Source organism: Ruegeria sp. (assembly GCF_965243365.1).
GTDB lineage: Bacteria > Pseudomonadota > Alphaproteobacteria > Rhodobacterales > Rhodobacteraceae > Ruegeria.
On sequence record NZ_CBDEUW010000002.1, the window covers coordinates 2,725,226 to 2,747,177 of the forward strand.

27 protein-coding genes are annotated in these 21,952 nt (G+C 58.6%); 25 read left to right on the forward strand and 2 right to left on the reverse strand.

Features of this window, described 5'->3' with window-relative positions:
* The first annotated feature begins 2 nt into the window (after positions 1-2).
* The 24 genes from ACP0GE_RS17210 (at position 3) to ACP0GE_RS17325 (ending at position 20,177) form a co-directional block, all read left to right on the forward strand.
* Positions 3-176 carry a hypothetical protein gene (locus ACP0GE_RS17210; RefSeq protein WP_424833136.1) on the forward strand — a complete coding sequence of 58 codons (174 nt, stop codon included), beginning with the start codon at positions 3-5 and terminating at the stop codon, positions 174-176.
* Entirely contained in the window at positions 176-301 is a 126-nt protein-coding gene (locus ACP0GE_RS17215; RefSeq protein WP_010442774.1) for a hypothetical protein, read from the forward strand. Before ACP0GE_RS17210 ends, ACP0GE_RS17215 begins: the two co-directional genes overlap by 1 nt.
* Positions 301-1,524 (forward strand): NADH-quinone oxidoreductase subunit D, encoded by a 1,224-nt coding sequence (locus ACP0GE_RS17220; RefSeq protein ID WP_424833137.1) that lies wholly within the window; start codon positions 301-303, stop codon positions 1,522-1,524. The genes ACP0GE_RS17215 and ACP0GE_RS17220 overlap by 1 nt, the downstream gene beginning before the upstream one ends.
* Positions 1,521-1,904 carry a hypothetical protein gene (locus tag ACP0GE_RS17225; RefSeq protein WP_424833138.1) on the forward strand — a complete coding sequence of 128 codons (384 nt, stop codon included), beginning with the start codon at positions 1,521-1,523 and terminating at the stop codon, positions 1,902-1,904. The genes ACP0GE_RS17220 and ACP0GE_RS17225 overlap by 4 nt, the downstream gene beginning before the upstream one ends.
* Positions 1,904-3,001 carry an NADH-quinone oxidoreductase subunit NuoE gene (gene nuoE / locus ACP0GE_RS17230; protein WP_424833139.1) on the forward strand — a complete coding sequence of 366 codons (1,098 nt, stop codon included), beginning with the start codon at positions 1,904-1,906 and terminating at the stop codon, positions 2,999-3,001. The genes ACP0GE_RS17225 and nuoE overlap by 1 nt, the downstream gene beginning before the upstream one ends.
* Positions 3,002-3,032: 31 nt before the next feature.
* On the forward strand, positions 3,033-3,260 hold the full coding sequence (locus ACP0GE_RS17235) for a DUF5337 domain-containing protein (protein ID WP_424833140.1): 228 nt from the start codon (positions 3,033-3,035) through the stop codon (positions 3,258-3,260).
* 6 nt (positions 3,261-3,266) lie between these two features.
* Entirely contained in the window at positions 3,267-4,565 is a 1,299-nt protein-coding gene (gene nuoF, locus ACP0GE_RS17240; RefSeq protein WP_424833141.1) for an NADH-quinone oxidoreductase subunit NuoF, read from the forward strand.
* Between the two features lie 5 nt (positions 4,566-4,570).
* On the forward strand, positions 4,571-4,987 hold the full coding sequence (locus tag ACP0GE_RS17245; protein ID WP_424833142.1) for an MAPEG family protein: 417 nt from the start codon (positions 4,571-4,573) through the stop codon (positions 4,985-4,987).
* Between the two features lie 14 nt (positions 4,988-5,001).
* Positions 5,002-5,400, forward strand: coding sequence for a hypothetical protein (locus ACP0GE_RS17250; RefSeq protein ID WP_424833143.1), 399 nt, complete (start codon positions 5,002-5,004; stop codon positions 5,398-5,400).
* A 98-nt stretch (positions 5,401-5,498) separates the two neighbouring features.
* Entirely contained in the window at positions 5,499-5,903 is a 405-nt protein-coding gene (locus tag ACP0GE_RS17255; RefSeq protein WP_424833144.1) for a DUF5333 domain-containing protein, read from the forward strand.
* Between the two features lie 3 nt (positions 5,904-5,906).
* Positions 5,907-7,928, forward strand: coding sequence for an NADH-quinone oxidoreductase subunit NuoG (gene nuoG, locus ACP0GE_RS17260; RefSeq protein ID WP_424833145.1), 2,022 nt, complete (start codon positions 5,907-5,909; stop codon positions 7,926-7,928).
* Positions 7,925-8,140 carry a hypothetical protein gene (locus tag ACP0GE_RS17265; RefSeq protein ID WP_424833146.1) on the forward strand — a complete coding sequence of 72 codons (216 nt, stop codon included), beginning with the start codon at positions 7,925-7,927 and terminating at the stop codon, positions 8,138-8,140. Before nuoG ends, ACP0GE_RS17265 begins: the two co-directional genes overlap by 4 nt.
* Positions 8,133-9,170 (forward strand): NADH-quinone oxidoreductase subunit NuoH, encoded by a 1,038-nt coding sequence (gene nuoH, locus ACP0GE_RS17270; RefSeq protein WP_424833147.1) that lies wholly within the window; start codon positions 8,133-8,135, stop codon positions 9,168-9,170. Before ACP0GE_RS17265 ends, nuoH begins: the two co-directional genes overlap by 8 nt.
* A 1-nt stretch (position 9,171) precedes the next feature.
* Entirely contained in the window at positions 9,172-9,666 is a 495-nt protein-coding gene (nuoI, locus tag ACP0GE_RS17275; RefSeq protein ID WP_170570317.1) for an NADH-quinone oxidoreductase subunit NuoI, read from the forward strand.
* Positions 9,663-10,073 carry a carboxymuconolactone decarboxylase family protein gene (locus ACP0GE_RS17280; RefSeq protein WP_424833148.1) on the forward strand — a complete coding sequence of 137 codons (411 nt, stop codon included), beginning with the start codon at positions 9,663-9,665 and terminating at the stop codon, positions 10,071-10,073. Before nuoI ends, ACP0GE_RS17280 begins: the two co-directional genes overlap by 4 nt.
* Positions 10,070-10,672: an NADH-quinone oxidoreductase subunit J gene (locus ACP0GE_RS17285; RefSeq protein WP_170615376.1), complete on the forward strand. Its 603-nt coding sequence runs from the start codon at positions 10,070-10,072 to the stop codon at positions 10,670-10,672. The genes ACP0GE_RS17280 and ACP0GE_RS17285 overlap by 4 nt, the downstream gene beginning before the upstream one ends.
* Before the next feature lie 227 nt (positions 10,673-10,899).
* Positions 10,900-11,433 carry a hypothetical protein gene (locus ACP0GE_RS17290; protein WP_424833149.1) on the forward strand — a complete coding sequence of 178 codons (534 nt, stop codon included), beginning with the start codon at positions 10,900-10,902 and terminating at the stop codon, positions 11,431-11,433.
* On the forward strand, positions 11,430-11,735 hold the full coding sequence (gene nuoK, locus ACP0GE_RS17295; protein WP_005984024.1) for an NADH-quinone oxidoreductase subunit NuoK: 306 nt from the start codon (positions 11,430-11,432) through the stop codon (positions 11,733-11,735). Before ACP0GE_RS17290 ends, nuoK begins: the two co-directional genes overlap by 4 nt.
* 6 nt (positions 11,736-11,741) lie before the next feature.
* Complete coding sequence (gene nuoL / locus ACP0GE_RS17300) at positions 11,742-13,916, forward strand: NADH-quinone oxidoreductase subunit L (RefSeq protein ID WP_424833150.1); 2,175 nt, start codon at positions 11,742-11,744, stop codon at positions 13,914-13,916.
* Positions 13,916-15,460, forward strand: coding sequence for an NADH-quinone oxidoreductase subunit M (locus ACP0GE_RS17305; RefSeq protein ID WP_424833151.1), 1,545 nt, complete (start codon positions 13,916-13,918; stop codon positions 15,458-15,460). The genes nuoL and ACP0GE_RS17305 overlap by 1 nt, the downstream gene beginning before the upstream one ends.
* 15 nt (positions 15,461-15,475) lie before the next feature.
* Entirely contained in the window at positions 15,476-16,918 is a 1,443-nt protein-coding gene (gene nuoN / locus ACP0GE_RS17310) for an NADH-quinone oxidoreductase subunit NuoN (RefSeq protein WP_424833152.1), read from the forward strand.
* 54 nt (positions 16,919-16,972) lie between these two features.
* Positions 16,973-17,722, forward strand: coding sequence for a biotin--[acetyl-CoA-carboxylase] ligase (locus ACP0GE_RS17315; protein ID WP_424833153.1), 750 nt, complete (start codon positions 16,973-16,975; stop codon positions 17,720-17,722).
* Positions 17,723-17,733: 11 nt separating this feature from the next.
* Positions 17,734-18,513: a type III pantothenate kinase gene (locus ACP0GE_RS17320; protein ID WP_424833154.1), complete on the forward strand. Its 780-nt coding sequence runs from the start codon at positions 17,734-17,736 to the stop codon at positions 18,511-18,513.
* Positions 18,510-20,177 carry a ribonuclease J gene (locus tag ACP0GE_RS17325; protein WP_424833155.1) on the forward strand — a complete coding sequence of 556 codons (1,668 nt, stop codon included), beginning with the start codon at positions 18,510-18,512 and terminating at the stop codon, positions 20,175-20,177. Before ACP0GE_RS17320 ends, ACP0GE_RS17325 begins: the two co-directional genes overlap by 4 nt.
* Here the strand turns inward: ACP0GE_RS17325 and ACP0GE_RS17330 are convergent.
* Complete coding sequence (locus tag ACP0GE_RS17330) at positions 20,174-20,875, reverse strand: NUDIX hydrolase (protein ID WP_424833156.1); 702 nt, start codon at positions 20,873-20,875, stop codon at positions 20,174-20,176. The genes ACP0GE_RS17325 and ACP0GE_RS17330 overlap by 4 nt on opposite strands.
* The gene (locus ACP0GE_RS17335) at positions 20,872-21,270 is read right to left on the reverse strand and encodes a DUF983 domain-containing protein (protein WP_424833157.1); all 399 of its coding nucleotides are present in this window, start codon (positions 21,268-21,270) and stop codon (positions 20,872-20,874) included. The genes ACP0GE_RS17330 and ACP0GE_RS17335 overlap by 4 nt, the downstream gene beginning before the upstream one ends.
* Positions 21,271-21,480: 210 nt before the next feature.
* Here ACP0GE_RS17335 and ACP0GE_RS17340 point away from each other — a divergent pair, with 210 nt between their 5' ends.
* Complete coding sequence (locus tag ACP0GE_RS17340) at positions 21,481-21,948, forward strand: EF-hand domain-containing protein (RefSeq protein ID WP_424833158.1); 468 nt, start codon at positions 21,481-21,483, stop codon at positions 21,946-21,948.
* The last annotated feature ends 4 nt before the right edge of the window (positions 21,949-21,952 follow it).

Below are 21,952 nucleotides of genomic sequence, written 5' to 3' on the forward strand. Positions count from 1 at the left end.
TCATGGAGTTCCTGATCTGGATTGCCGTCACGGTCGCCACGATCATCCCGATGCTGAAACTGCTACCGCATTTCGGGATCGAGAAATACTGGGTTGTCGCCTGCGTCATCCCCATTGGAACGCTGGTCCTGATCTGGATCATGGCCATGAAACTGCAAGAGATGGAGCGCCGCTGATGGGTCTGGGGGAACTGATTGCGTTGGGGGCGCTTGGGGTTCTGCTGGCCGGGGCCGCTGCCAAGGCGGCTGAGGCGGAAAAGGTCCGGGTTCGGGCCGAAGCGAAGAAGAAACGAGGGCGTTGATGGACGGCTCAAGATACGATGACGGCAGCACGGACGCGCTGAGCGGAGAACAGAAGATCCGCAACTTCAACATCAACTTCGGCCCGCAACACCCTGCGGCGCACGGGGTTCTGCGTCTTGTGCTTGAGCTGGACGGCGAGATCGTCGAACGCTGTGATCCGCATATCGGCCTGCTGCACCGTGGCACCGAAAAGCTGATGGAAAGCCGGACGTATCTGCAGAACCTGCCGTATTTCGACCGTCTGGATTATGTGGCGCCGATGAACCAGGAACATGCCTGGTGTCTCGCCATCGAAAAGCTGACCGGGGTCGAGGTGCCGCGCCGGGGCTCGCTGATCCGGGTGCTGTATTCCGAGATTGGCCGCATCCTGAACCACCTGCTGAATGTCACCACACAGGCGATGGACGTGGGCGCTCTGACCCCGCCGCTCTGGGGCTTTGAAGAACGCGAAAAGCTGATGGTGTTTTATGAGCGTGCCTGTGGTGCCCGCCTGCACGCCGCCTATTTCCGCCCCGGCGGTGTGCATCAGGACCTGCCGCCCGAACTGCTGGACGATATCGAGGCATGGAGCCACGAGTTTCCCGCCGTTCTGGACGACATCGACGGGCTGCTGACCGAAAACCGCATCTTCAAACAGCGCAACGCCGATATTGGCGTGGTGACCGAGGATGACATCCAGAAATACGGCTTCTCGGGCGTGATGGTCCGTGGCTCGGGTCTGGCATGGGACCTGCGCCGCGCGCAGCCCTATGAATGCTATGACGAGTTCGAGTTCCAGATCCCCGTCGGCAAGAATGGCGACTGCTATGACCGTTATCTGGTGCGGATGGAAGAGATGCGCCAGTCGCTGCTGATCATCCGTCAGGCCATCGCCAAAATCCGCGACTGTCCCGGCGACGTTCTGGCGCGCGGCAAGATCACCCCGCCGAAACGCTCAGACATGAAGACCTCGATGGAAAGCTTGATCCATCACTTCAAGCTGTATACCGAAGGCTTCCACGTCCCCGCAGGCGAAGTTTACGCCGCCGTCGAGGCCCCCAAGGGCGAGTTCGGCGTCTATCTGGTCGCCGACGGCACCAACAAACCCTACCGCGCCAAACTGCGCGCGCCGGGGTTCCTGCATCTGCAGGCCATGGATCATGTTGCGAGGGGTCACCAACTGGCAGATGTTGCAGCCATCATCGGCACCATGGACGTTGTGTTTGGGGAGATTGACCGTTGAAGATGCTGTCGATCACTGCGCTGATGTGTTTTGCTGCAAGTATTTCGAACGCTGAGGTAGGTTGGTCTCTCTATTCCGAGGAGCCCAGAAGCGATCTCGTTTCCGACAGAATATCGGCTGAAGACGTTGGTGTGCTTTCGGAGCTTCTTGAAAGCTATGTTCAGGCTGCACCGGAATTTCCGCAGACGCGGGAGGAAGTGCTTGCTGCTTGCGCTGAACGCCTGAGGGACGTGGCAAGGATTTCGGCGTTCAACTTGGTCAATTATAGTTACGAGATGAACCTCACCATTGAGGGGGTCGAAGGGGCACTCAAAGGTGTTTCCTGTCGTATGATTACGTCTAATGACGAGAACCTTCAAATAGAAGTGAAGGAAGACTAATGCTCCGCCGTCTTCACCCCGAACAACCCGAAAGCTTTGTCTTTACCGTTGCCAACCAGCAATGGGCCGAAGCGCAGATCACCAAATACCCCGAGGGCCGTCAGGCCAGCGCGGTGATCCCTTTGCTGTGGCGCGCGCAGGAGCAGGAGGGGTGGCTGTCCCGTCCGGCGATTGAATCCGTCGCCGACATGCTGGGCATGGCCTATATCCGCGTGCTTGAGGTCGCGTCGTTCTACTTCATGTTCCAACTGCAACCGGTTGGCTCGATTGCGCATATTCAGGTCTGCGGCACGACCTCTTGCATGATCTGCGGGGCTGAGGATCTGATTGCGGTCTGCAAGGAAAAGATCGCCGCCAAGCCGCATGAGTTGTCCGCCGATGGCAAGCTGAGCTGGGAAGAGGTCGAATGCCTGGGGTCCTGCACAAACGCGCCGATGGCGCAGATCGGCAAGGACTACTATGAGGATCTGACCGCCGATAGCTTTGGCAAGATCATCGATGATCTGGCCGCAGGCAAGGTGCCGACGCCTGGTCCGCAGAACGGGCGCTATGCAGCAGAACCGCTAAAGGGCCTCAGCAGCTTGGCCGAGCATGACGCAGGGAAACCTCAGTACAACGCCAGCGTGGAACTCGCCACGGATTTGGGTGACACGGTCAAACGGATCGACGGGACCGAGGTTCCGATTCTGACGCCTTGGCTGGGCAAGGATGGCAAGGCAGCGGCGACGAAGGCGGCGCCAAAGCCTCCGAAAGCGCCTGAACCGGCAAAACCGGCCGTCAAACAGGCGGCAGAGGCCAAGGCCAAGGAAGACCAACCCGAGACGCTGACCGGCGCCCGGGGGGGTAAGCCGGATGATCTGAAGATGCTGAAAGGCGTCGGACCGAAGCTTGAAGAAACGCTGAATGAATTGGGCTTTTTCCACTACGACCAGATTGCCAACTGGACGCCTGCGCACGTCGCCTGGGTTGATGCTCGGCTGAAATTCAAGGGCAGGATCGAGCGGGACGGCTGGATCGAACAAGCGGCCAAACTGGCTGCGGGTGAGGAAACCGAATTCGCCAAACGCGCCAAGGAAGACGGCACTTACGAAGATTAGGACAGGTGCCCATCCGGGGCATCGGGATGAGATGGATATGGACAAGGAACAAGCCATAGCCCGAAAGGGCCGTCATATCGGCATCGTCATCGCCGTGACGATGGTGATTTGGCTTGGAGTCACCCTGTTCGTCGGTCCCGCGCTGGGGATGCCGGGGCGTTATGCGCTGCTGTTTGATTTTGCCGCTCTGGCAGGGTTCATCTATGCGGGCGTCAACATTTTTCAACTCTGGCGCATGCGTCAGGATAACCAAGGGTAACACGCGATGCTGAAGGATCAGGACCGGATCTTTACCAACATCTACGGGATGCACGAGCGTACGCTGAAAGGCGCGCAGGCCCGGGGGCATTGGGACGGCACCGCTGGCCTGATCGAAAAGGGCCGCGACTGGATCATTCAGACGATGAAGGACTCGGGGCTGCGTGGACGTGGTGGCGCTGGCTTTCCGACCGGCTTGAAATGGTCGTTCATGCCCAAGGAAAGCGACGGGCGTCCGGCCTATCTGGTTGTGAACGCTGACGAATCCGAGCCCGGCACCTGCAAAGACCGCGAGATCATGCGCCACGATCCGCATACGCTGATCGAAGGCTGCTTGATCGCATCCTTCGCGATGAATGCGCATACCTGCTACATCTATCTGCGTGGCGAATATATCCGAGAGCGTGAAGCGCTACAGGCCGCGATTGACGAAGCCTATGACGCCGGTCTGCTGGGCAAGAACGCGGCAGGCTCGGGCTGGGATTTCGATCTGTTCCTGCATCACGGGGCGGGCGCTTATATCTGCGGCGAGGAAACCGCTCTGATCGAAAGCCTTGAGGGCAAGAAGGGCATGCCGCGCATGAAGCCTCCGTTCCCGGCGGGCGCGGGGCTTTATGGCTGTCCGACCACGGTGAACAATGTGGAATCGATTGCCGTAGTGCCAACCATTCTGCGCCGGGGTGCGGATTGGTTTGCGGGCTTTGGGCGTCAGAACAACGCAGGCACCAAGCTGTTCGCGATCTCGGGTCATGTGAACAACCCCTGCGTCGTTGAAGAGGCGATGTCGATTTCCTTTGAGGAACTGATCGAGGCCCACTGCGGCGGAATTCGCGGCGGTTGGGACAACCTGCTGGCGGTGATCCCGGGCGGGTCTTCTGTTCCGTGTGTGCGTGGCGAGAACATGCGCGACGCGATCATGGATTTTGACCATTTGCGCAACGACTTGGGTTCTGGTCTTGGTACAGCCGCTGTGATCGTCATGGATAAGTCCACCGACATCATAAAAGCTATCTGGCGTCTGTCGAAGTTCTACAAGCACGAAAGCTGCGGCCAGTGCACGCCCTGCCGCGAAGGCACCGGCTGGATGATGCGCGTTATGGATCGTCTGGTGCGCGGCGAGGCCGAATTGGAAGAGATCGACATGTTGTTCGACGTGACCAAACAGGTCGAAGGCCATACGATCTGCGCCCTTGGCGATGCGGCGGCCTGGCCGATTCAGGGCCTGATCCGCAACTTTCGGGAAGAGATCGAAGATCGCATCAAGGCCCAGAAATCGGGCCGTATGGGTGCGATAGCAGCGGAGTAAATCCAATGGAAGTCTACGCCGAATATTCCCACGCAATAGCCGCTTTGGTGATCTTCACTCTGATCATCCTGTTTCTGTCGCCGTTCTCGGCCCTCGCGAAGGCGGGCAAGGGGCTGGCGCCGGGTGCGACTCCGGATCAGGACTATGCTGACAAGGCCTATCGTCTGAACCGGGCGTATCTGAACGGCGCGGAAACATTGCCTGCTTTCCTGACCGTGACGATTGCAGCCATCTTACTCGGTGCCAGCCCGTTTTGGGTCAACCTTTTGGCGTCGGTCGCGCTGGTGGCGCGTGTAATCATGCTGGTGGTGCATTTGCGTGGGATTGGAAGCCCGCACAGTGGTTTGCGTTCGATTTTCTATGTTCTCGGCTGGGCCTGCATGCTGGTTCTCGGTCTGATGGCCCTGGTGGCCGCGTTCTGATGTGGGAGTCTGAAGTGAAGGAACAGGGCGAACCGGTGCAAGTGATGCGCGGCACCAAAGCCGGGCGTACGGCTATGGTCTCCATGTTCGCAATTCTGTCGCTTATGGCTGCCTGCGGAACCGCTCCGACTCGGTCGAGCGATCGAGTGGCATTCGACGGTCAGTACTTCCGTGCCAGCGCCAAGCCGGTGGACAAGCGCAAAGCACCCGCTGAGTTTCGCGTCACCGTTAGCGGCGCGTCCGCCTCGCTGGACGGGGCGCGTGAAGCCGGGCGTTTCGAAGGCACCAAGTTCTGCGTGCAGAACTTTGGGTCGTCGCGGATTGTCTGGTCGGTCGGTCCGGATACTGAACCACAGAACCTGCGGATCGTGGATGACAAACTGACCTTTGCGGGAACCTGCCTAAGACCATGACCCGCGTTACCGCATATCCAGACCCGACAGATGGCGTGTTATTGCATAGCGCCACGGCTGCACTTCGTCTTGGGAAACCCAAGACGAAAGGAAAGCTCATGTCTGTTTTGAAATCGCTTTTTGTGAGTGTTGCGCTGGTTGTGCCCCTTGCGGCAGAAGCGAAACCGCCCCTGCGCGATGTCAAAGAGATCGATAACGAACTCTACTACATCGCTATCGCAAACGAGATATCAGAATACTGCCCCACGATCAGCGGACGCCGCCTGAAGGCGATTGGGGTGATGTGGGATCTGAGGTCCACGGCGCACAAGCTTGGATACTCGGATAAGGAAATCCGGGCCTATGTGGAATCTGACGCCGAAAAGGACAGGATGCGCGCCAAGGGCGAAGCGTATCTGGCCCAGCACGGTGTTTCCTATGGCAAGCCGGGCTCATTCTGCACCTTGGGGCAGAAAGAAATCGAAAGAAACAGCGCCATTGGCGTGTATTTGAGGGCGAACTAGGCCATGTCTGACCTCCGCAAGATCAATATCGACGGGCAGGAAATCGAAGTCGATGGTGCGATGACCCTGATCCAGGCTTGTGAGCAGGCCGGGGTCGAAGTGCCGCGTTTCTGCTATCACGAGCGTCTGTCGATTGCCGGGAACTGCCGGATGTGTCTGGTTGAGGTTGTGGGCGGTCCGCCGAAACCTGCGGCCTCTTGCGCGATGCAGGTGCGCGACCTGCGTCCGGGACCCGAAGGCCAGCCGCCGGTGGTCAAGACAAACTCACCCATGGTCAAGAAGGCCCGCGAGGGGGTGATGGAGTTCCTGCTGATCAATCACCCGCTGGATTGCCCGATTTGCGATCAGGGCGGTGAGTGTGATCTGCAGGACCAGGCGATGGCTTATGGTGTGTCGGGTTCCCGCTTCAAGGAAGCCAAACGCGCGGTCGATGATCTGGATTTGGGTCCGTTGGTCGGCACGGCAATGACTCGTTGCATCAGTTGCACGCGCTGTGTGCGCTTCACCACCGAGGTCGCTGGGATTACTCAGATGGGCCAGACGGGGCGTGGCGAGGATGCCGAGATCACCTCGTATCTGAACCAGACCCTGGATTCGAACCTGCAGGGTAACATCATTGACCTGTGTCCGGTTGGAGCGCTGACCTCCAAGCCGTATGCCTTCACCGCCCGCCCGTGGGAATTGACCAAGACCGAGAGTGTCGATGTGATGGATGCCTTGGGCTCGAACATCCGCGTGGATACCAAGGGGCGCGAAGTGATGCGGTTCCTGCCGCGCAACCATGATGGTGTGAACGAGGAATGGATCAGCGACAAGACCCGCTTTGTCTGGGACGGTCTGCGTCGTCAGCGACTGGACAAGCCGTATGTGCGCGAGAACGGCAAGCTGCGCCCTGCCTCGTGGTCTGAGGCGCTGTCCAAGGCGGCTGAGGCATTGAAGGGTGCTGAAAAACCTGCCGGTATCGTTGGCGATCTGGCCCCGGTCGAAGCCGCTTTTGCGCTGAAACAGATGATCGAAGGGCAGGGCGGTGTAGTCGAATGCCGCACCGATGGCGCCAGGCTTCCTGCGGGCAATCGTGGCGCTTATGCCGGGACCGCAGTCATCGAAGATATCGATTCCGCCGAGCGAATTCTGCTGATCGGCACCAACCCACGCGAGGAAGCGCCGGTTCTGAACGCGCGCATCCGCAAAGCGTGGGCGCATGGGGCTAAGGTGGCGCTGGTCGGTCCTGCCGTCGATCTGACTTATGACTATCACCACATGGGAGACGACCGCACGGCCCTGCAAAAGGTTCTCGACATGGGGGGCGATGATGAGATCAAGGGCAGGGCGTCTTTGGTCATCGTCGGGCAGGGCGCTTTGCAAGAGGCGGACGGCGCTGCGGTTCTGGCCGCGGCACAAACCATTGCAAAGAATACGGAAAGCGGTCTGATCGTTCTGCACACAGCCGCCGCGCGCGTCGGCGCACTGGATGTGGATGCCACAAACGAAGGTGGCATGGAAGCGATCAGCGCGGCTGATGTGATCTATAACCTCGGAGCGGATGAGGTTGAGATCGGTGAGGGTGCCTTTGTGATCTATCAGGGCAGCCATGGTGATCGTGGTGCGCACCGTGCCGACGTGATCCTGCCGGGCGCGGCCTATACCGAAGAAAACGGGTTGTTCGTGAATACCGAGGGCCGTCCGCAACTGGCGATGCGCGCTGGCTTTGCGCCGGGCGAGGCCAAGGAAAACTGGGCGATCCTGCGGGCGCTGTCCGCCGAACTCGGGGCAACGCTGTCCTATGACACACTGGCGCAACTGCGCACAGCGTTGATCGAAGCCGTTCCGCATTTGGCCCGCATTGACGAGGTGATCGAGAACGAAGTGGTCGCACTTGATGCCGGAAAGCTGGGTAATGCCAGCTTCCGCAACGCAATCAAGGATTTCTATCTGACGAACCCTATTGCGCGTGCCTCGCAACTGATGGCCGAGCTGTCGGCGCAGGCTCAGGCCCGCAAGGCCGGGAAGATCGCGGCGGAATGAACCAGACCGGTTTCATATCGCAAGCAGGCGTGGAGATCGCGCGGCAGCTCGCCGCGCGTGATTTGTGTGTGAAACCCAAGATTAAGGGTGGCGTAAAGACGGCAGATGCTGTTTACACCAACGCGCCGACCCAGCCGCAAAATGCGCAGGCATCCGGCCTTTGCATCGCGCGCGGAAAACGGAATACCCACGGTGTGAGGACCAATGGCTGAATTCTTTAACACCCCAGGCGGAATAGCCATCATCATTCTGGCGCAAGTGCTTGCAGTTGTTGCCTTCGTGATGATCTCGCTTTTGTTCCTTGTCTATGGCGACCGCAAGATCTGGGCCGCCGTCCAGATGCGTCGAGGCCCCAACGTGGTAGGCGCCTATGGCCTGTTGCAATCGGTGGCGGATGCGCTGAAATATGTGGTCAAAGAGGTCGTCATACCCGCCGGGGCCGACCGCACGGTCTTTATCCTCGCACCGTTGACATCCTTCGTTCTGGCAATGATCGCCTGGGCGGTAATCCCGTTTAACGATGGCTGGGTCCTGTCGGATATCAACGTCGCTATCCTCTATGTCTTCGCCGTATCCTCATTGGAGGTTTATGGCGTGATTATGGGTGGTTGGGCGTCGAACTCAAAGTACCCATTCCTCGGATCGTTGCGCTCTGCGGCGCAGATGATCTCCTACGAAGTTTCGATTGGCCTCATCATCATCGGCATTATCATCTCGACCGGTTCAATGAACTTCGGCCATATTGTCGAGGCGCAGGACGGCCGGTTCGGCTTCTTCAGCTGGTACTGGCTGCCGCATTTCCCGATGGTCTTCCTGTTTTTCATCTCGGCCTTGGCCGAAACCAACCGTCCGCCCTTCGACTTGCCCGAGGCGGAATCGGAACTGGTCGCAGGCTATCAGGTCGAATATTCGGCCACACCGTTCCTGCTGTTCATGGCCGGAGAATACATCGCCATCTTCCTGATGTGCGCCCTGACAACACTGCTGTTCTTCGGCGGCTGGCTGTCGCCGATCCCGGGCCTGCCCGATGGCGTGCTGTGGATGGTCGCCAAAATGGCGTTCTTCTTCTTCATCTTCGCGATGGTCAAGGCGATCACGCCCCGCTACCGCTATGACCAGCTGATGCGTCTGGGCTGGAAAGTCTTCCTGCCGTTCTCGCTGGCCTGGGTGGTCTTTGTGGCCTTTGCGGCGAAATTCGACTGGTTCTGGGGTGCGTTCGCCCGTTGGAGCGTAGGAGGCTGATATGACCCAAATCGACTATACCCGCGCCGCCAAATATTTCCTGCTGCAAGACTTCTGGGTCGGCATGAAACTTGGGCTGAAGTACTTCTTCGCCCCTAAAGCCACCGTGAACTACCCGCACGAAAAGGGTCCTCTGTCCCCGCGTTTTCGGGGTGAGCATGCCCTGCGCCGTTATCCGAACGGTGAAGAACGCTGCATCGCCTGCAAACTTTGCGAGGCGATCTGCCCAGCCCAAGCCATCACCATCGACGCCGAACCGCGCGAGGATGGCAGCCGCCGCACCACACGTTATGACATCGACATGACCAAGTGCATCTACTGCGGCTTCTGCCAAGAGGCCTGCCCGGTCGATGCCATCGTCGAAGGTCCGAACTTCGAATTCGCCACCGAAACCCGAGAAGAACTGTTCTACGACAAGGAAAAACTGCTCGACAACGGCGAACGCTGGGAGGCCGAGATCGCCCGCAATCTGGAACTGGACGCGCCGTATCGATGACTGACAGCCCGACAAATCCGTTCGAGCTGATGATGAAGCAGGCTCAGGACATGGCCAAGGCGATGAACCCGGCGATGGAGAATTTCTCGCCCAAGGGGTTCGAGGCGCTGTGGCCGACCATGCCCAAAGAGGTCATGGAGATGATGTTTGGTAACACCGTCAACAAGGACGGGCTGGATGCCAAGACCCGCCTGCTGCTGACGCTGGCCGGGCTGACCTGTCAGGGTGCGCAGGCCGATACCGCCGTGCGTCAGACCGTGCGCCACGCGCTGGAAGCGGGCGCCAAGAAACAAGAGATCGTGGAAACGATCGGTCAGATGTCGGTCTTTGCCGGCATCCCGGCCATGACCCGTGCGCTGGACCTGGCGCAAGAGGTCATGGGTGATAACGAGGATGAGGATCAATGACCGTCTTTGCCTTCTACCTGTTTGCCATCAGCGCCATTACCGGCGGGCTGTTCACGGTGATCAGCCGCCAGCCGGTTCATTCGGTGCTGTGGCTGATTCTGTCCTTTCTGTCCGCGGCGGGGCTGTTTGTGCTGCTGGGGGCCGAGTTCGTGGCAATGCTGCTGATCATCGTCTATGTCGGCGCGGTCGCGGTGCTGTTCCTGTTTGTGGTGATGATGCTGGACGTGGACTTTGCCGAGCTCAAGGCCGAGATGGCGCGCTATATGCCGCTGGCCCTGCTGATCGGTTTGGTCATTCTGATGCAGTTCGTTATGGCCTTTGGGGCTTGGGACAGCGCGCAGGGAGCCGCCGCCAATCTGGCCCAGCCAGTACCAGCGGACCGCCACAACACCGAGGCGCTGGGTGTCATCCTTTACGATCAATACTTCCTTCTGTTCCAACTGGCGGGCCTGATCCTGCTGGTGGCGATGATCGGCGCTATCGTGCTGACGCTGCGCCACCGTCAGGACATCAAGCGTCAGGACATCGTCGGCCAGATGATGCGCGACCCGGCCAAGGCGATGGAGCTGAAGGACGTGAAACCGGGGCAGGGGTTGTGATGCGCTTTGTGATCATCGGCTTATGTTGCTTGGCCGTCGCTGCTTCGGCTTCTGGAACTTCGACCTTGATGGGGCATCCCAACGGACCAGGCTTCCCTGGTCCCGCTGTTTGGGGCGTTAAGGCTCCGCCTAGCTGCGCTTCAGTCGCTCCTCAGATAGTGTGTTTTGACTAGATGACAGGTAAGTTTCACATATCAACGCCTAGGGGCCGCATAGCCGCGAGCTTAATGGCAGCTGTTTTCTGCTTAGCAGCGACTGTTGCAAACGCCTGCACACCGGGTGACGTTAACGAGAATTCAGAGATCGAATATCTCGCATCTTGCGGCGCTGTGTTTCCTGTCGAGGGAACCGTCAATAGCACACAGATATCGGAAGCAACCGATATCGGCCAATCGCTTGTGCGACAAATGGTTTTCCAGGGTTTCGCATGCGCCGGATCAAGGGATTTGCTGGTTGTCGATTGCGCGACTTCGAAGGTTCTGGAAATCAATGGGATCGGTTATGCATATGGCGTTTCAAAGCGCGAACATCGCCTCAGTGAATCGAACAAGTTTCTGCGCCTCATAGCAAAATTGGACCGCAGGTTTGCTTCGGATCGGCCCTTGACTTTCAAACAAGTTGAATCCGCAGCCAATTGGCGCAATTTGCCGACGAGTGAGACGAATGAACTATCGCCATCATATGAGTTCAAGGGTGTGGATTTCGACCTTACCTGCGGCTGCAAACTTTACTACCCCGACTCGCCAGGAGCGAAGCTATGATCGGACTTGAACACTATCTTACGGTCGCGGCGACGCTGTTCGTCATCGGCATCTTCGGTCTCTTCCTGAACCGCAAGAACGTCATCATCCTGCTGATGAGCATAGAACTGATGCTATTGGCGGTGAATATCAACCTTGTGGCGTTTTCCAGTTTCCTCGGTGATCTGGTCGGGCAGGTGTTCACGCTGTTCGTGCTAACCGTTGCGGCGGCCGAGGCGGCGATTGGTCTGGCCATTCTGGTCTGCTTCTTCCGCAACCGTGGCACCATCGCGGTTGAAGACGTCAATATGATGAAGGGGTAAGGGAACATGGAAACCACCATCCTCTTTGCCCCGCTCGTGGGCGCGCTGCTCTGCGGGTTCGGCTGGAAGTTCATTGGTGAGAAAGCCGCCATGTGGACGGCCACGGGTCTGCTGTTTCTGGCCTGTCTGCTGTCCTGGATCGTGTTCTTCACCTTCGACGGGGTGACACAGCAGATCGAGATCATGCGCTGGATCGAAAGCGGTTCACTGTCGACAAGCTGGGCCATCCGTCTGGATCGCCTGACCGCGATCATGCTGATCGTGGTGACAACTGTCTCGGCTTTGGTACACCTCTACTCCTTTGGCTATATGGATCACGACCCGCAATGGCGCGAGGGCGAAAGCTATAAGCCGCGTTTCTTTGCCTATCTGTCTTTCTTCACCTTTGCGATGCTGATGCTGGTGACAGCGGACAATCTGGTTCAGATGTTCTTTGGCTGGGAGGGCGTGGGCGTCGCATCCTACCTGCTCATCGGGTTCTATTATCGCAAGCCAAGCGCCAATGCGGCGGCGATGAAAGCGTTTATTGTCAACCGTGTCGGCGACTTTGGCTTTGCGCTGGAGATTTTCGCGCTGTTCTTCCTGACGGACAGCATCAACTTCTCGGATATCTTCGCCTCGGCCCCGGCTTTGGCCGAAGAAAAGCTGCACTTCCTCTGGGGCGAATGGACCGCGGTTGAGGTGATCTGCGTCCTTCTATTCATCGGCGCGATGGGGAAATCGGCGCAGTTGATCCTGCACACATGGTTGCCGGACGCGATGGAAGGCCCGACACCTGTGTCGGCGCTGATCCACGCCGCGACGATGGTTACGGCAGGTGTGTTCTTGGTCTGCCGTATGTCGCCGCTGATGGAGTTCGCGCCGGGTGCAACCGGGTTCATCACCTTCCTCGGGGCTTCGACTGCGTTCTTTGCCGCGACTGTGGGTCTGGTTCAGACAGACATTAAGCGCGTGATTGCGTATTCAACCTGTTCTCAGCTGGGATATATGTTCGTCGCGGCTGGTGTGGGCATGTATTCGGCGGCGATGTTCCACCTGCTGACGCATGCATTCTTCAAGGCGCTGTTGTTCCTTGGCGCGGGCTCGGTGATCCATGCGATGCACCACGAGCAGGAGATGACTGAATACGGCGGCTTGCGGAAGAAAATCCCCTATACGTTCTGGGCGATGATGATCGGTACCCTGGCCATTACCGGTGTCGGTATTCCGCTGACCACCATTGGCTTTGCTGGCTTCCTGTCAAAGGACGCCATCATCGAAAGCGCCTTTGCGGGCGGCACGGGCTATGCCTTCTGGATGCTGGTGATCGCGGCGGTATTTACCTCGTTCTACAGCTGGCGCCTGATCTTCCTGACCTTCTATGGTGAGCCGCGCGGTGACAAGCACACGCATGACCATGCGCATGAAAGCCCGATGGTTATGCTGGTGCCTCTGGGTGTGCTGTCACTGGGCGCGGTGTTCTCGGGCATGCTGTGGTACAGCAACTTCTTTGGTCACGCGGACAAGGTCGGCAAATTCTACGGCATTCCGGTGGCTGAAGCTCATGCCGAAGGCCATGACGCCGAGACGCATGCAGAGCATGTGGCCGATGGAACCGCTGATGCTCATCACGGTGATGAAGACCATGCGGATGATGCGCATGCGGATGATGGACATGGAGACGATGCCGCGCATGGTGAGAAAGACGCGCATGGCGGCGATCATCACTATGCCTTCGTCGGACAACCGGGTGAGGGTGCCTTGTACATGGCACCGGACAATCACGTGTTGGACGATGCGCATGCAGCCCCGAAATGGGTCAAGGTTTCGCCATTTGTCGCGATGCTGCTGGGCTTTGTGGTGGCCTATTGGTTCTACATTGTGAACACGTCGCTGCCTGCGCGTTTGGCTGCGAACCAGCGTCCGCTGTATCTATTCCTTCTGAACAAATGGTATTTTGACGAAATCTATGACGCGATCTTCGTCAAACCCACCGTGGCGCTGGGCCGGTTCCTGTGGAAACGCGGTGATGGCAATACAATCGATGGCTTCCTGAACGGGGTTGCGATGGGCGTTGTACCGTTCTTCACCCGCCTCGCAGGGAAGGCTCAAACCGGCTACATCTTTACTTACGCCTTCTGGATGGTTCTGGGCATCGCCGCCCTTGTCACCTGGATGTCGATCGGCGGAGGCGCACACTAATGGACAATATCCTATCTATTGTCACCTTCATCCCCGCCATTGCAGCAGGCATTCTGGCCCTGTTCCTGCATGGTGAGGATGTAGCTGCGCAACGCAACGCGAAATGGGTCGCGCTGGTTGCGACGACCGTGACCTTCCTGGTGTCGATTGGCATTTACACAAGCTTTGATCCCAACAACACCGGCTTCCAGATGGTTGAGGAAGGCCAGTGGCTGCTGGGTCTGAAATACAAGATGGGCGTCGACGGCATCAGTGTTTTGTTCGTGCTGCTGACCACCTTCATCATGCCGCTGACTATTCTGGCCAGCTGGAATGTGACCGATCGCGTGAAGGAATACATGATCGCTTTCCTGCTGCTGGAAACGCTGATGCTGGGCGTCTTCATGGCGCTGGATCTGGTGCTGTTCTATCTGTTTTTCGAGGCGGGCCTGATCCCGATGTTCCTGATCATCGGTATTTGGGGCGGCAAGGATCGGATCTACGCCAGCTTCAAGTTCTTCCTCTACACTTTCCTCGGCTCGGTGCTGATGCTGGTGGCGATGGTTGCTATGTACGCAGACGCTGGTACCACGGATATCGAGGCGTTGATGACGCATCAGTTCTCGTCCGAGGGGTTCAGCGTGCTGGGTGTCTATATCGTTGGCGGTATGCAGACGCTGATGTTCCTGGCGTTCTTTGCCTCATTTGCGGTGAAGATGCCGATGTGGCCAGTCCATACCTGGTTGCCGGACGCGCACGTGCAAGCGCCCACCGCAGGCTCGGTTGTGCTGGCGGCGATCCTCTTGAAGATGGGCGGATATGGTTTCCTGCGGTTCAGCCTGCCGATGTTCCCCGTGGGCTCGGCTGTGATGACGGACGTGGTGCTGTGGATGTCGGCGATTGCCGTTGTCTACACCTCGCTGGTGGCACTGGTGCAGGAAGATATGAAGAAGCTGATCGCCTATTCCTCGGTCGCGCATATGGGTTTCGTGACCATGGGGATTTTCGCAGCGAACCAGCAGGGTATTGATGGCGCGATTTTCCAGATGCTCAGCCACGGGTTTATCTCGGCGGCGCTGTTCCTCTGTGTCGGTGTGATTTACGACCGGATGCACACCCGGGATATTGAGGCTTATGGCGGTCTGGTCATACGGATGCCCGCCTATGCGCTGGTCTTCATGCTGTTTACTATGGCCAATGTCGGCCTGCCGGGTACGTCCGGATTCATCGGAGAGTTCCTGACCCTGATGGGCGCGTTCCAGGTCAACACCTGGGTGACGGCAGTCGCGGCAACCGGGGTGATCTTCTCGGCCGGTTATGCGCTGTGGCTCTATCGCCGGGTGGTCTTTGGCGATCTGATCAAGGAAAGCCTGAAGGCCATCACCGACATGAGCTCACGCGAGCGGTTGATCTTTGCACCGCTGATCGTGATGACCATTCTACTGGGCGTCTACCCGTCGCTGGTAACCGATGTGATCGGACAATCCACTGCTGCGCTGATTTCGAACTATGACACGGCTGTGGCCGCGGCTGAGGCCGTGACCCAGACAGCCGCCTCGCATTAAGGGAGCTTTGGAGACATGATCCAGGCTGATCTGATAGTAATCCTGCCGGAAATCGTTCTGGCTGTATATGCGATGGCCGCGTTGTTGGGGGCCGTGTACACGACCAAGGACGGGCTGGCGCCAGTGCTGGTGTGGGCAACCGCAGGCTTGATGGCGCTGCTGGCGATCTGGATTGCGGCCAACGGGGACGGCACGACAGTGGCCTTCAACGGCATGTTCGTTGATGACGGCTTTGCCCGTTTTGCCAAGGTTGCGATCCTACTTTCAGCCGCCGCAGTGCTGCTTATGAGCCAGGACTATATGGCGCGCCGGGGCCTTCTGCGGTTCGAATACCCGTTGCTGGTCGCTTTGGCTGCCGTCGGTATGATGATGATGGTCAGCGCCGGTGATCTGATGTCACTATATATGGGGTTGGAGCTGCAATCCCTGTCGCTGTATGTCGTCGCTGCCCTGCGGCGCGACAGCGCGAAATCGACCGAAGCGGGCTTGAAATACTTTGTTCTGGGTGCGCTCAGCTCGGGCTTGTTGCTGTACGGCGCGTCGCTGGTTTACGGCTTTACCGGAACCACGCTTTTCTCTGGCATCATCCAGACAGTGCACCATGACGATATATCTGTTGGTCTGTTGTTCGGTCTGGTCTTCCTGATCTCGGGTCTGGCCTTCAAGGTCTCGGCCGTGCCGTTCCACATGTGGACGCCAGATGTGTACGAGGGCTCGCCCACACCGATCACGGCTTTCTTTGCCACAGCGCCCAAGGTGGCCGCGATGGCGTTGTTCGCCCGTCTGCTGCACGATGCGTTCGGCGGTGTGATCAAGGATTGGCAGCAGGTGATCGTGCTTCTGTCCGTGTTGTCGATGCTGCTTGGGGCCGTTGCGGCCATCGGGCAGCGGGACATCAAGCGACTGATGGCGTTTTCCTCGATTGCCCATATGGGCTATGCGCTGATAGGTCTGGCAGCCGGTACGGAAATGGGCGTCAAAGCGATGCTGATGTATCTGGCGATCTATGTGACCATGAATATCGGTACTTTTGCCTTTATCCTGATGATGGAGCGTGACGGCAAGCCAGTGACCGATATCGACGCGCTGCGGCAGTATTCGAAACGCGATCCGGGCAAAGCGCTGGCCGTGCTGATCCTGATGTTCTCGCTGGCGGGTGTGCCGCCGATGTTGGGTTTCTTCGCCAAGTTCGGTGTCTGGCAGGCGGGCGTCAGCGCAGGCCTGACAGGTCTTGTCATCGTGTCGGCCATCGCCTCAGTCATCGGTGCGTTCTACTACTTGCGGATCGTATTCTACATGTACTTTGGAGCCGAGAATGAAGATCCGATTGAAACCCGCTCGTCTCCGGTTCTTTGGGCGGCGCTTATGGGATCGGCGGCGCTTATGCTGGTAGGCGTCTTCTATCAGTTCGGTGTTGAGGGCGCGGCGGCAGCAGCGGCGGCAACGCTTGTCAATTGATACTGAACGATCTGGAAAAAAGGGGGCTCGGTCGCACGACCGGGCCTTTTTGACATGAGCGACTGGCCCGAAGGATACGGCCTGCATGTGCTGCAAGAAATCGACAGTACGCTGAACGAGGCCGCCCGGATCGCCCCAACGGCCACAGGCCCGGTCTGGATCATGGCGCATCACCAGACGGCTGCGCGCGGGCGCCGGGGGCGTGCTTGGGCGAACCCCAAGGGTAATTTGGCGGCGACTTTGTTGATGCGGCCCAATGGAAGCCCCGAGCAATCAGCGCTGCGCAGCTTTGTTGCCGCTTTGGCCCTGTTTGACGCCTGCGTTGCGGTAACGGGCCGGGCCGCAGGACTTTCGCTGAAGTGGCCGAATGATGTTTTGCTGAATGGTGGCAAGCTGGCGGGAATCCTGTTGGAGAGTACAGGGCAGGGCAACGGTGTTTCACATCTGGCCATCGGGATTGGTGTCAACCTGTCCGACGCGCCGGGCGCAGACAGTGTCGAGCCGGGAGCCGTTCGGCCCGTCTCGCTGTTATCGGAAACCGGTGCTCAGGTCGCGCCCCAGGATTTCCTGACAGAACTCGCAACCGCTTATGCCCGGTACGAGACCCAATTTGTGACTTATGGCTTCGAACCAATCCGCACCGCCTGGCTGTCTCGCGCGGCCCGGTTGGGTGAGGTCATAACCGCCCGTACCGCAACGTCGGAAACGGTTGGAACCTTTGAAACTGTGGACGCAGGCGGCAACCTTGTCCTAAACACCGCCAAGGGTCGCGTTAGCATACCTGCGGCGGACGTGTATTTCTGAAGGAGGCGCATATGCTTCTGGCCATTGATTGCGGCAATACAAACACCGTTTTCTCGATCTGGGATGGCGAGGAGTTTCTGTGTACGCTGCGCACTTCGACCCATCATTCCCGCACGGCAGACGCTTATTTCACGTGGTATTCGACCCTTGTGAAACACTACGGGATTGAGGCCGACATAACGGATGTGATCATCGCGTCTACCGTGCCGCGGGTTGTATTCAATCTGCGTGTTTTTGCAGATCGGTTCTTTGGATGCCGCCCGTTGGTTGTGGGCAAGCCGGATTGCTTGTTGCCCATGCCCCCCAGAGTTGATGAAGGTACAATACCCGGGCCGGATCGCCTGGCCAACGCGGCCGCAGCTTTTGACCGCCATGGTGGAAATGTGGTTGTTGTGGACTTCGGAACGGCCACAAACTTCGATGTCGTAGCCGCGGACGGCGCATATGTGGGCGGCATCATCGCGCCGGGCGTGAACCTGAGTCTCGAAGCGCTGCACCAAGGCGCTGCCGCTTTGCCGCACATAGATGTCACCCGACCTGAAAAGGTTATCGGAACAAATACGGTTGGATGTATCCAATCCGGTGTGTATTGGGGCTATTCCGGTTTGATCGAAGGGCTGATCGCGCGGATCAAAGGTGAATACGGAATGTCGATGAAAGTCGTCGCAACCGGAGGGCTCGCCCCCCTGTTCGATCAGGCGGATGTGGGTTTCGATGCAATTGAAGACGATTTGACGATGCACGGGCTGACCGTGATTCATCGCTATAACAAGGAAAATGGCTCAATATGAGCAGCGAGAGACTGATCTATCTGCCGCTGGGCGGCGCAGGCGAAATTGGCATGAATGCCTATGTTTACGGTTACGGCAAACCGGGGCAGGAGCGGCTGATCCTCGTCGATCTGGGCGTGACCTTTCCTGATATGGACAGCTCACCCGGAGTGGACCTGATCTTTGCTGACATCACCTGGCTGAAAGAACGGGCCGACCGGCTGGAGGCCATCTTTGTCACCCACGCGCACGAGGATCACGTCGGCGCTGTCGCTCATTGCTATGAGGCGTTGGGCGCGCCGATATACGCCCGCGCCTTTACGGCCAACATTGCCCGGCGCAAGATGGAGGATCACGGCCACCCGACCGAGGCTGTACGCACCGCCTCGGCCTGGCCGGAACAGATCAAGGCCGGGCCGTTCACGGTTGGGTTTCTGCCTGTTTCTCATTCGATCCCGGAAAGCGCGGGCCTTGTGATCGATTCCGCTGCGGGCCGGGTTGTGCATACCGGCGACTTCAAACTGGACGCCAATCCCGTCGTGGGTGAGCCCTTTGATCCCGACCTCTGGGCCGAAGTGGCGAAACCGGGCGTCAAGGCGCTGGTCTGTGACAGCACCAATGTCTTCTCGGCCCATCCCGGCCGGTCGGAATCCGAAGTGGGCCCCGAAATCACCAAGCTGGTTCAGGATGCCTCGGGCATGGTGATTGCGACGACCTTTGCATCAAATGTTGCGCGGGTAAAAACACTGGCCGAAGCCGGGCATCGGGCAGGACGCTCTGTCGTTTTGTTAGGCCGTGCAATGCGGCGCATGATCGAGGCTGCGACGGAAACGGGCATCCTGACGGGCTTCCCCAAGGTCATCAGCGCTGAAGAAGCTGTCGATGTGCCGCGTCAGAACCTGATGCTGCTCGTGACCGGCAGTCAGGGTGAGCGCCGCGCCGCCAGTGCGCAACTGGCACGCGGTAAGTATCGGGGGCTTGAGGCGAAAGAGGGCGATCTGTTCCTGTTCTCGTCCAAAACCATCCCGGGCAACGAACGCGGTGTCATCCGCATCATCAATCAGCTCAGCGAAAAGGGCGTGGATGTGGTCGATGACAGCTCGGGCCTTTATCATGTTTCCGGTCATGCCAACCGGCCCGACCTTGAGAAAGTCCATGCTTTGGTCGACCCGCAAATGGTGATCCCCATGCACGGAGAGCATCGCCACCTGCGCGAACATGCCAAACTGGCCGAAGCTGGTGGCCGGACCGGTATTCTGGCCGTGAACGGTACCATGCTGGACCTGTCGGGCGATGCACCCGCCGTGGTGGATTATGTCGAAACAGGTCGCACCTATCTGGACGGCACCGTCCAGATCGGGGCGCTGGACGGCGTTGTGCGTGACCGCATCCGAATGGCGTTGAACGGCCATGTCACCGTAACCGTCATTCTGGACGAAGAAGACGAACCGTTGGGAGAGCCATGGTGTGACACGACCGGTCTGTCCGAGATGGGAGTCTCACGCGCGTCGCTTGTCGAAGTCCTGGAAGAGGATCTGAATCAATTTCTGATGCGGGCCGATGCCAAGACCTTGCGTGACGATGACAAGATCGAGGAGGCGCTGCGCCGGATCGTTCGTCAAAGTGCCAAGGTTGAACTGGGTAAAAAACCCGAGGTCACAGTGGTCGTCAGCCGGATGCGCTAGTCCTGCATCGGCATCGGGTAGCCCTTTAGGCGCTGGAACAGGCTGGCTTCTTCGTTGTTGAGAAAGAAGGGAACGCTTTCAGGTGGCTCGCGCAATGTGGCGCGGGCGGCGATCTCGGCAAGAACCACCTCGGTAATGAAGGGAAGGTCGAAATTGCGGGCTTCGCTGATCTTGATCCATTGCAGGTGCGACAGCTCGTCCGAAGCGCGGCTGAAATCGTCCAGATCGCCCTGAACGGCCTCGGCATCGACCAGAAAGAACCGCGCATCAAAGCGGCGGGGGCGACCGGGTGGTGTTAGGGCGCGAAATACGAACTGCAGGGCGGCGGCCGAAGGGACAAAGCCCATTGCGGCAAAGCTTTGCCAATCTTCGGGGGGCAGGCCGTTCCACTGCCCGGGTTGGCCAAGGATCAGACCAGTTTCTTCCCACAATTCCCGGATTGCGGCGATGGCTAGCGCGTTTTCCAGCCCGGGTTCGGCTTGTTCGGACAAGCGCGCAAAGCACATATCCGGCAGCGGCGTGGCCAAAGCGATCTCGGCATCGGTGGCATCGACCGCACCGCCGGGAAAGACGAATTTGTTGGGCATGAAGGCCGCGGCGGCCCCGCGTTGCCCCATCAGAATGGACGGATCCCCGAACCGGTCCCGCAGAACGATAACCGTAGCAGCGTTGCGGATCGCGGATTTATCCGTGGTCATGTGCTTTTGCCGAACCCGTGCATACGGCGCGCCCATTGATAGGCCACAACCATACCCTTCAGGCGTGGCAACAGGTACAGCGACAGCGCTACACAGCCGATTGATAATGCAATGGCCATGGTCCACGGGTCAGGCCGCCAGTGGACATACGAAACATGCAATGCCGGGGCCAGCAGGTGGCCGACGATCAGAATTGTCAGATAGGCAGGCCCGTCATCCGCACGGTGGTGGAACAGCTCCTGCCCGCAATTGGCACATTCATCATTTACCTTGAGATAGCTGTGCAACAACTGCCCCTCACCGCAATTGGGGCATTTGCACCGAAATCCACGGATGAGCGCTGGCTTGGTCGGGCGTTCATCCCCAAGTGTGGTGTCAACTGTCTGATCTGTCATTGTGATACTCGCGCGTTCAATTCGGACCGATATAGCGGTTTGCTGGCACGGTGGGGAAGGGGGGTGCGTCGCTTTGCACCATAGCAGGCCTCTCGCTCGTTTCGCCAGCCTTTCAAAAAATCTGAAAATTCTGCGACGGAAGCCTGCCGGCGGTGCGTTTTATTCATATCAACAGCGGCGCAGTGCCGCGGAAGCACAGGAAGAAGAGTTATGAAAACTGTACCTTTTATCTCGGCCATCGTTTTGACTGCGGTCGCTGTGACAGGCACGTCCGCTCTGGCCAAAGGTGGCGCGGATCGCCAACCTGCGAGTTTCGAGGAACTGGACGCCAATGGGGACGGCCAGATTACCGAAGCAGAGATCACGGCGCATCGTCAGGCAAAATTCACTTCTGCTGATGCCGACGGTGACGGACAACTGAGCCTGGAAGAAATGCAAACCGCGGCTCAGGCAAAAGCAAACGAGCGTGTATCCAAGATGTTCGAACGGCTGGATTCCAATCAGGATGGGTTTCTGAGCGATGATGAATTGCCCAAACCACGCAAGGCGTCCAAGATGTTCGAGCGGATCGACGCGGATGGAAATGGCTCGATCTCGGAACAGGAATACGCGGATGCCAAGGATCGGATGGGCCGCAAGCACAAGCGGCATCAGCAGTCGGACACCGACAGCAATTGATGAA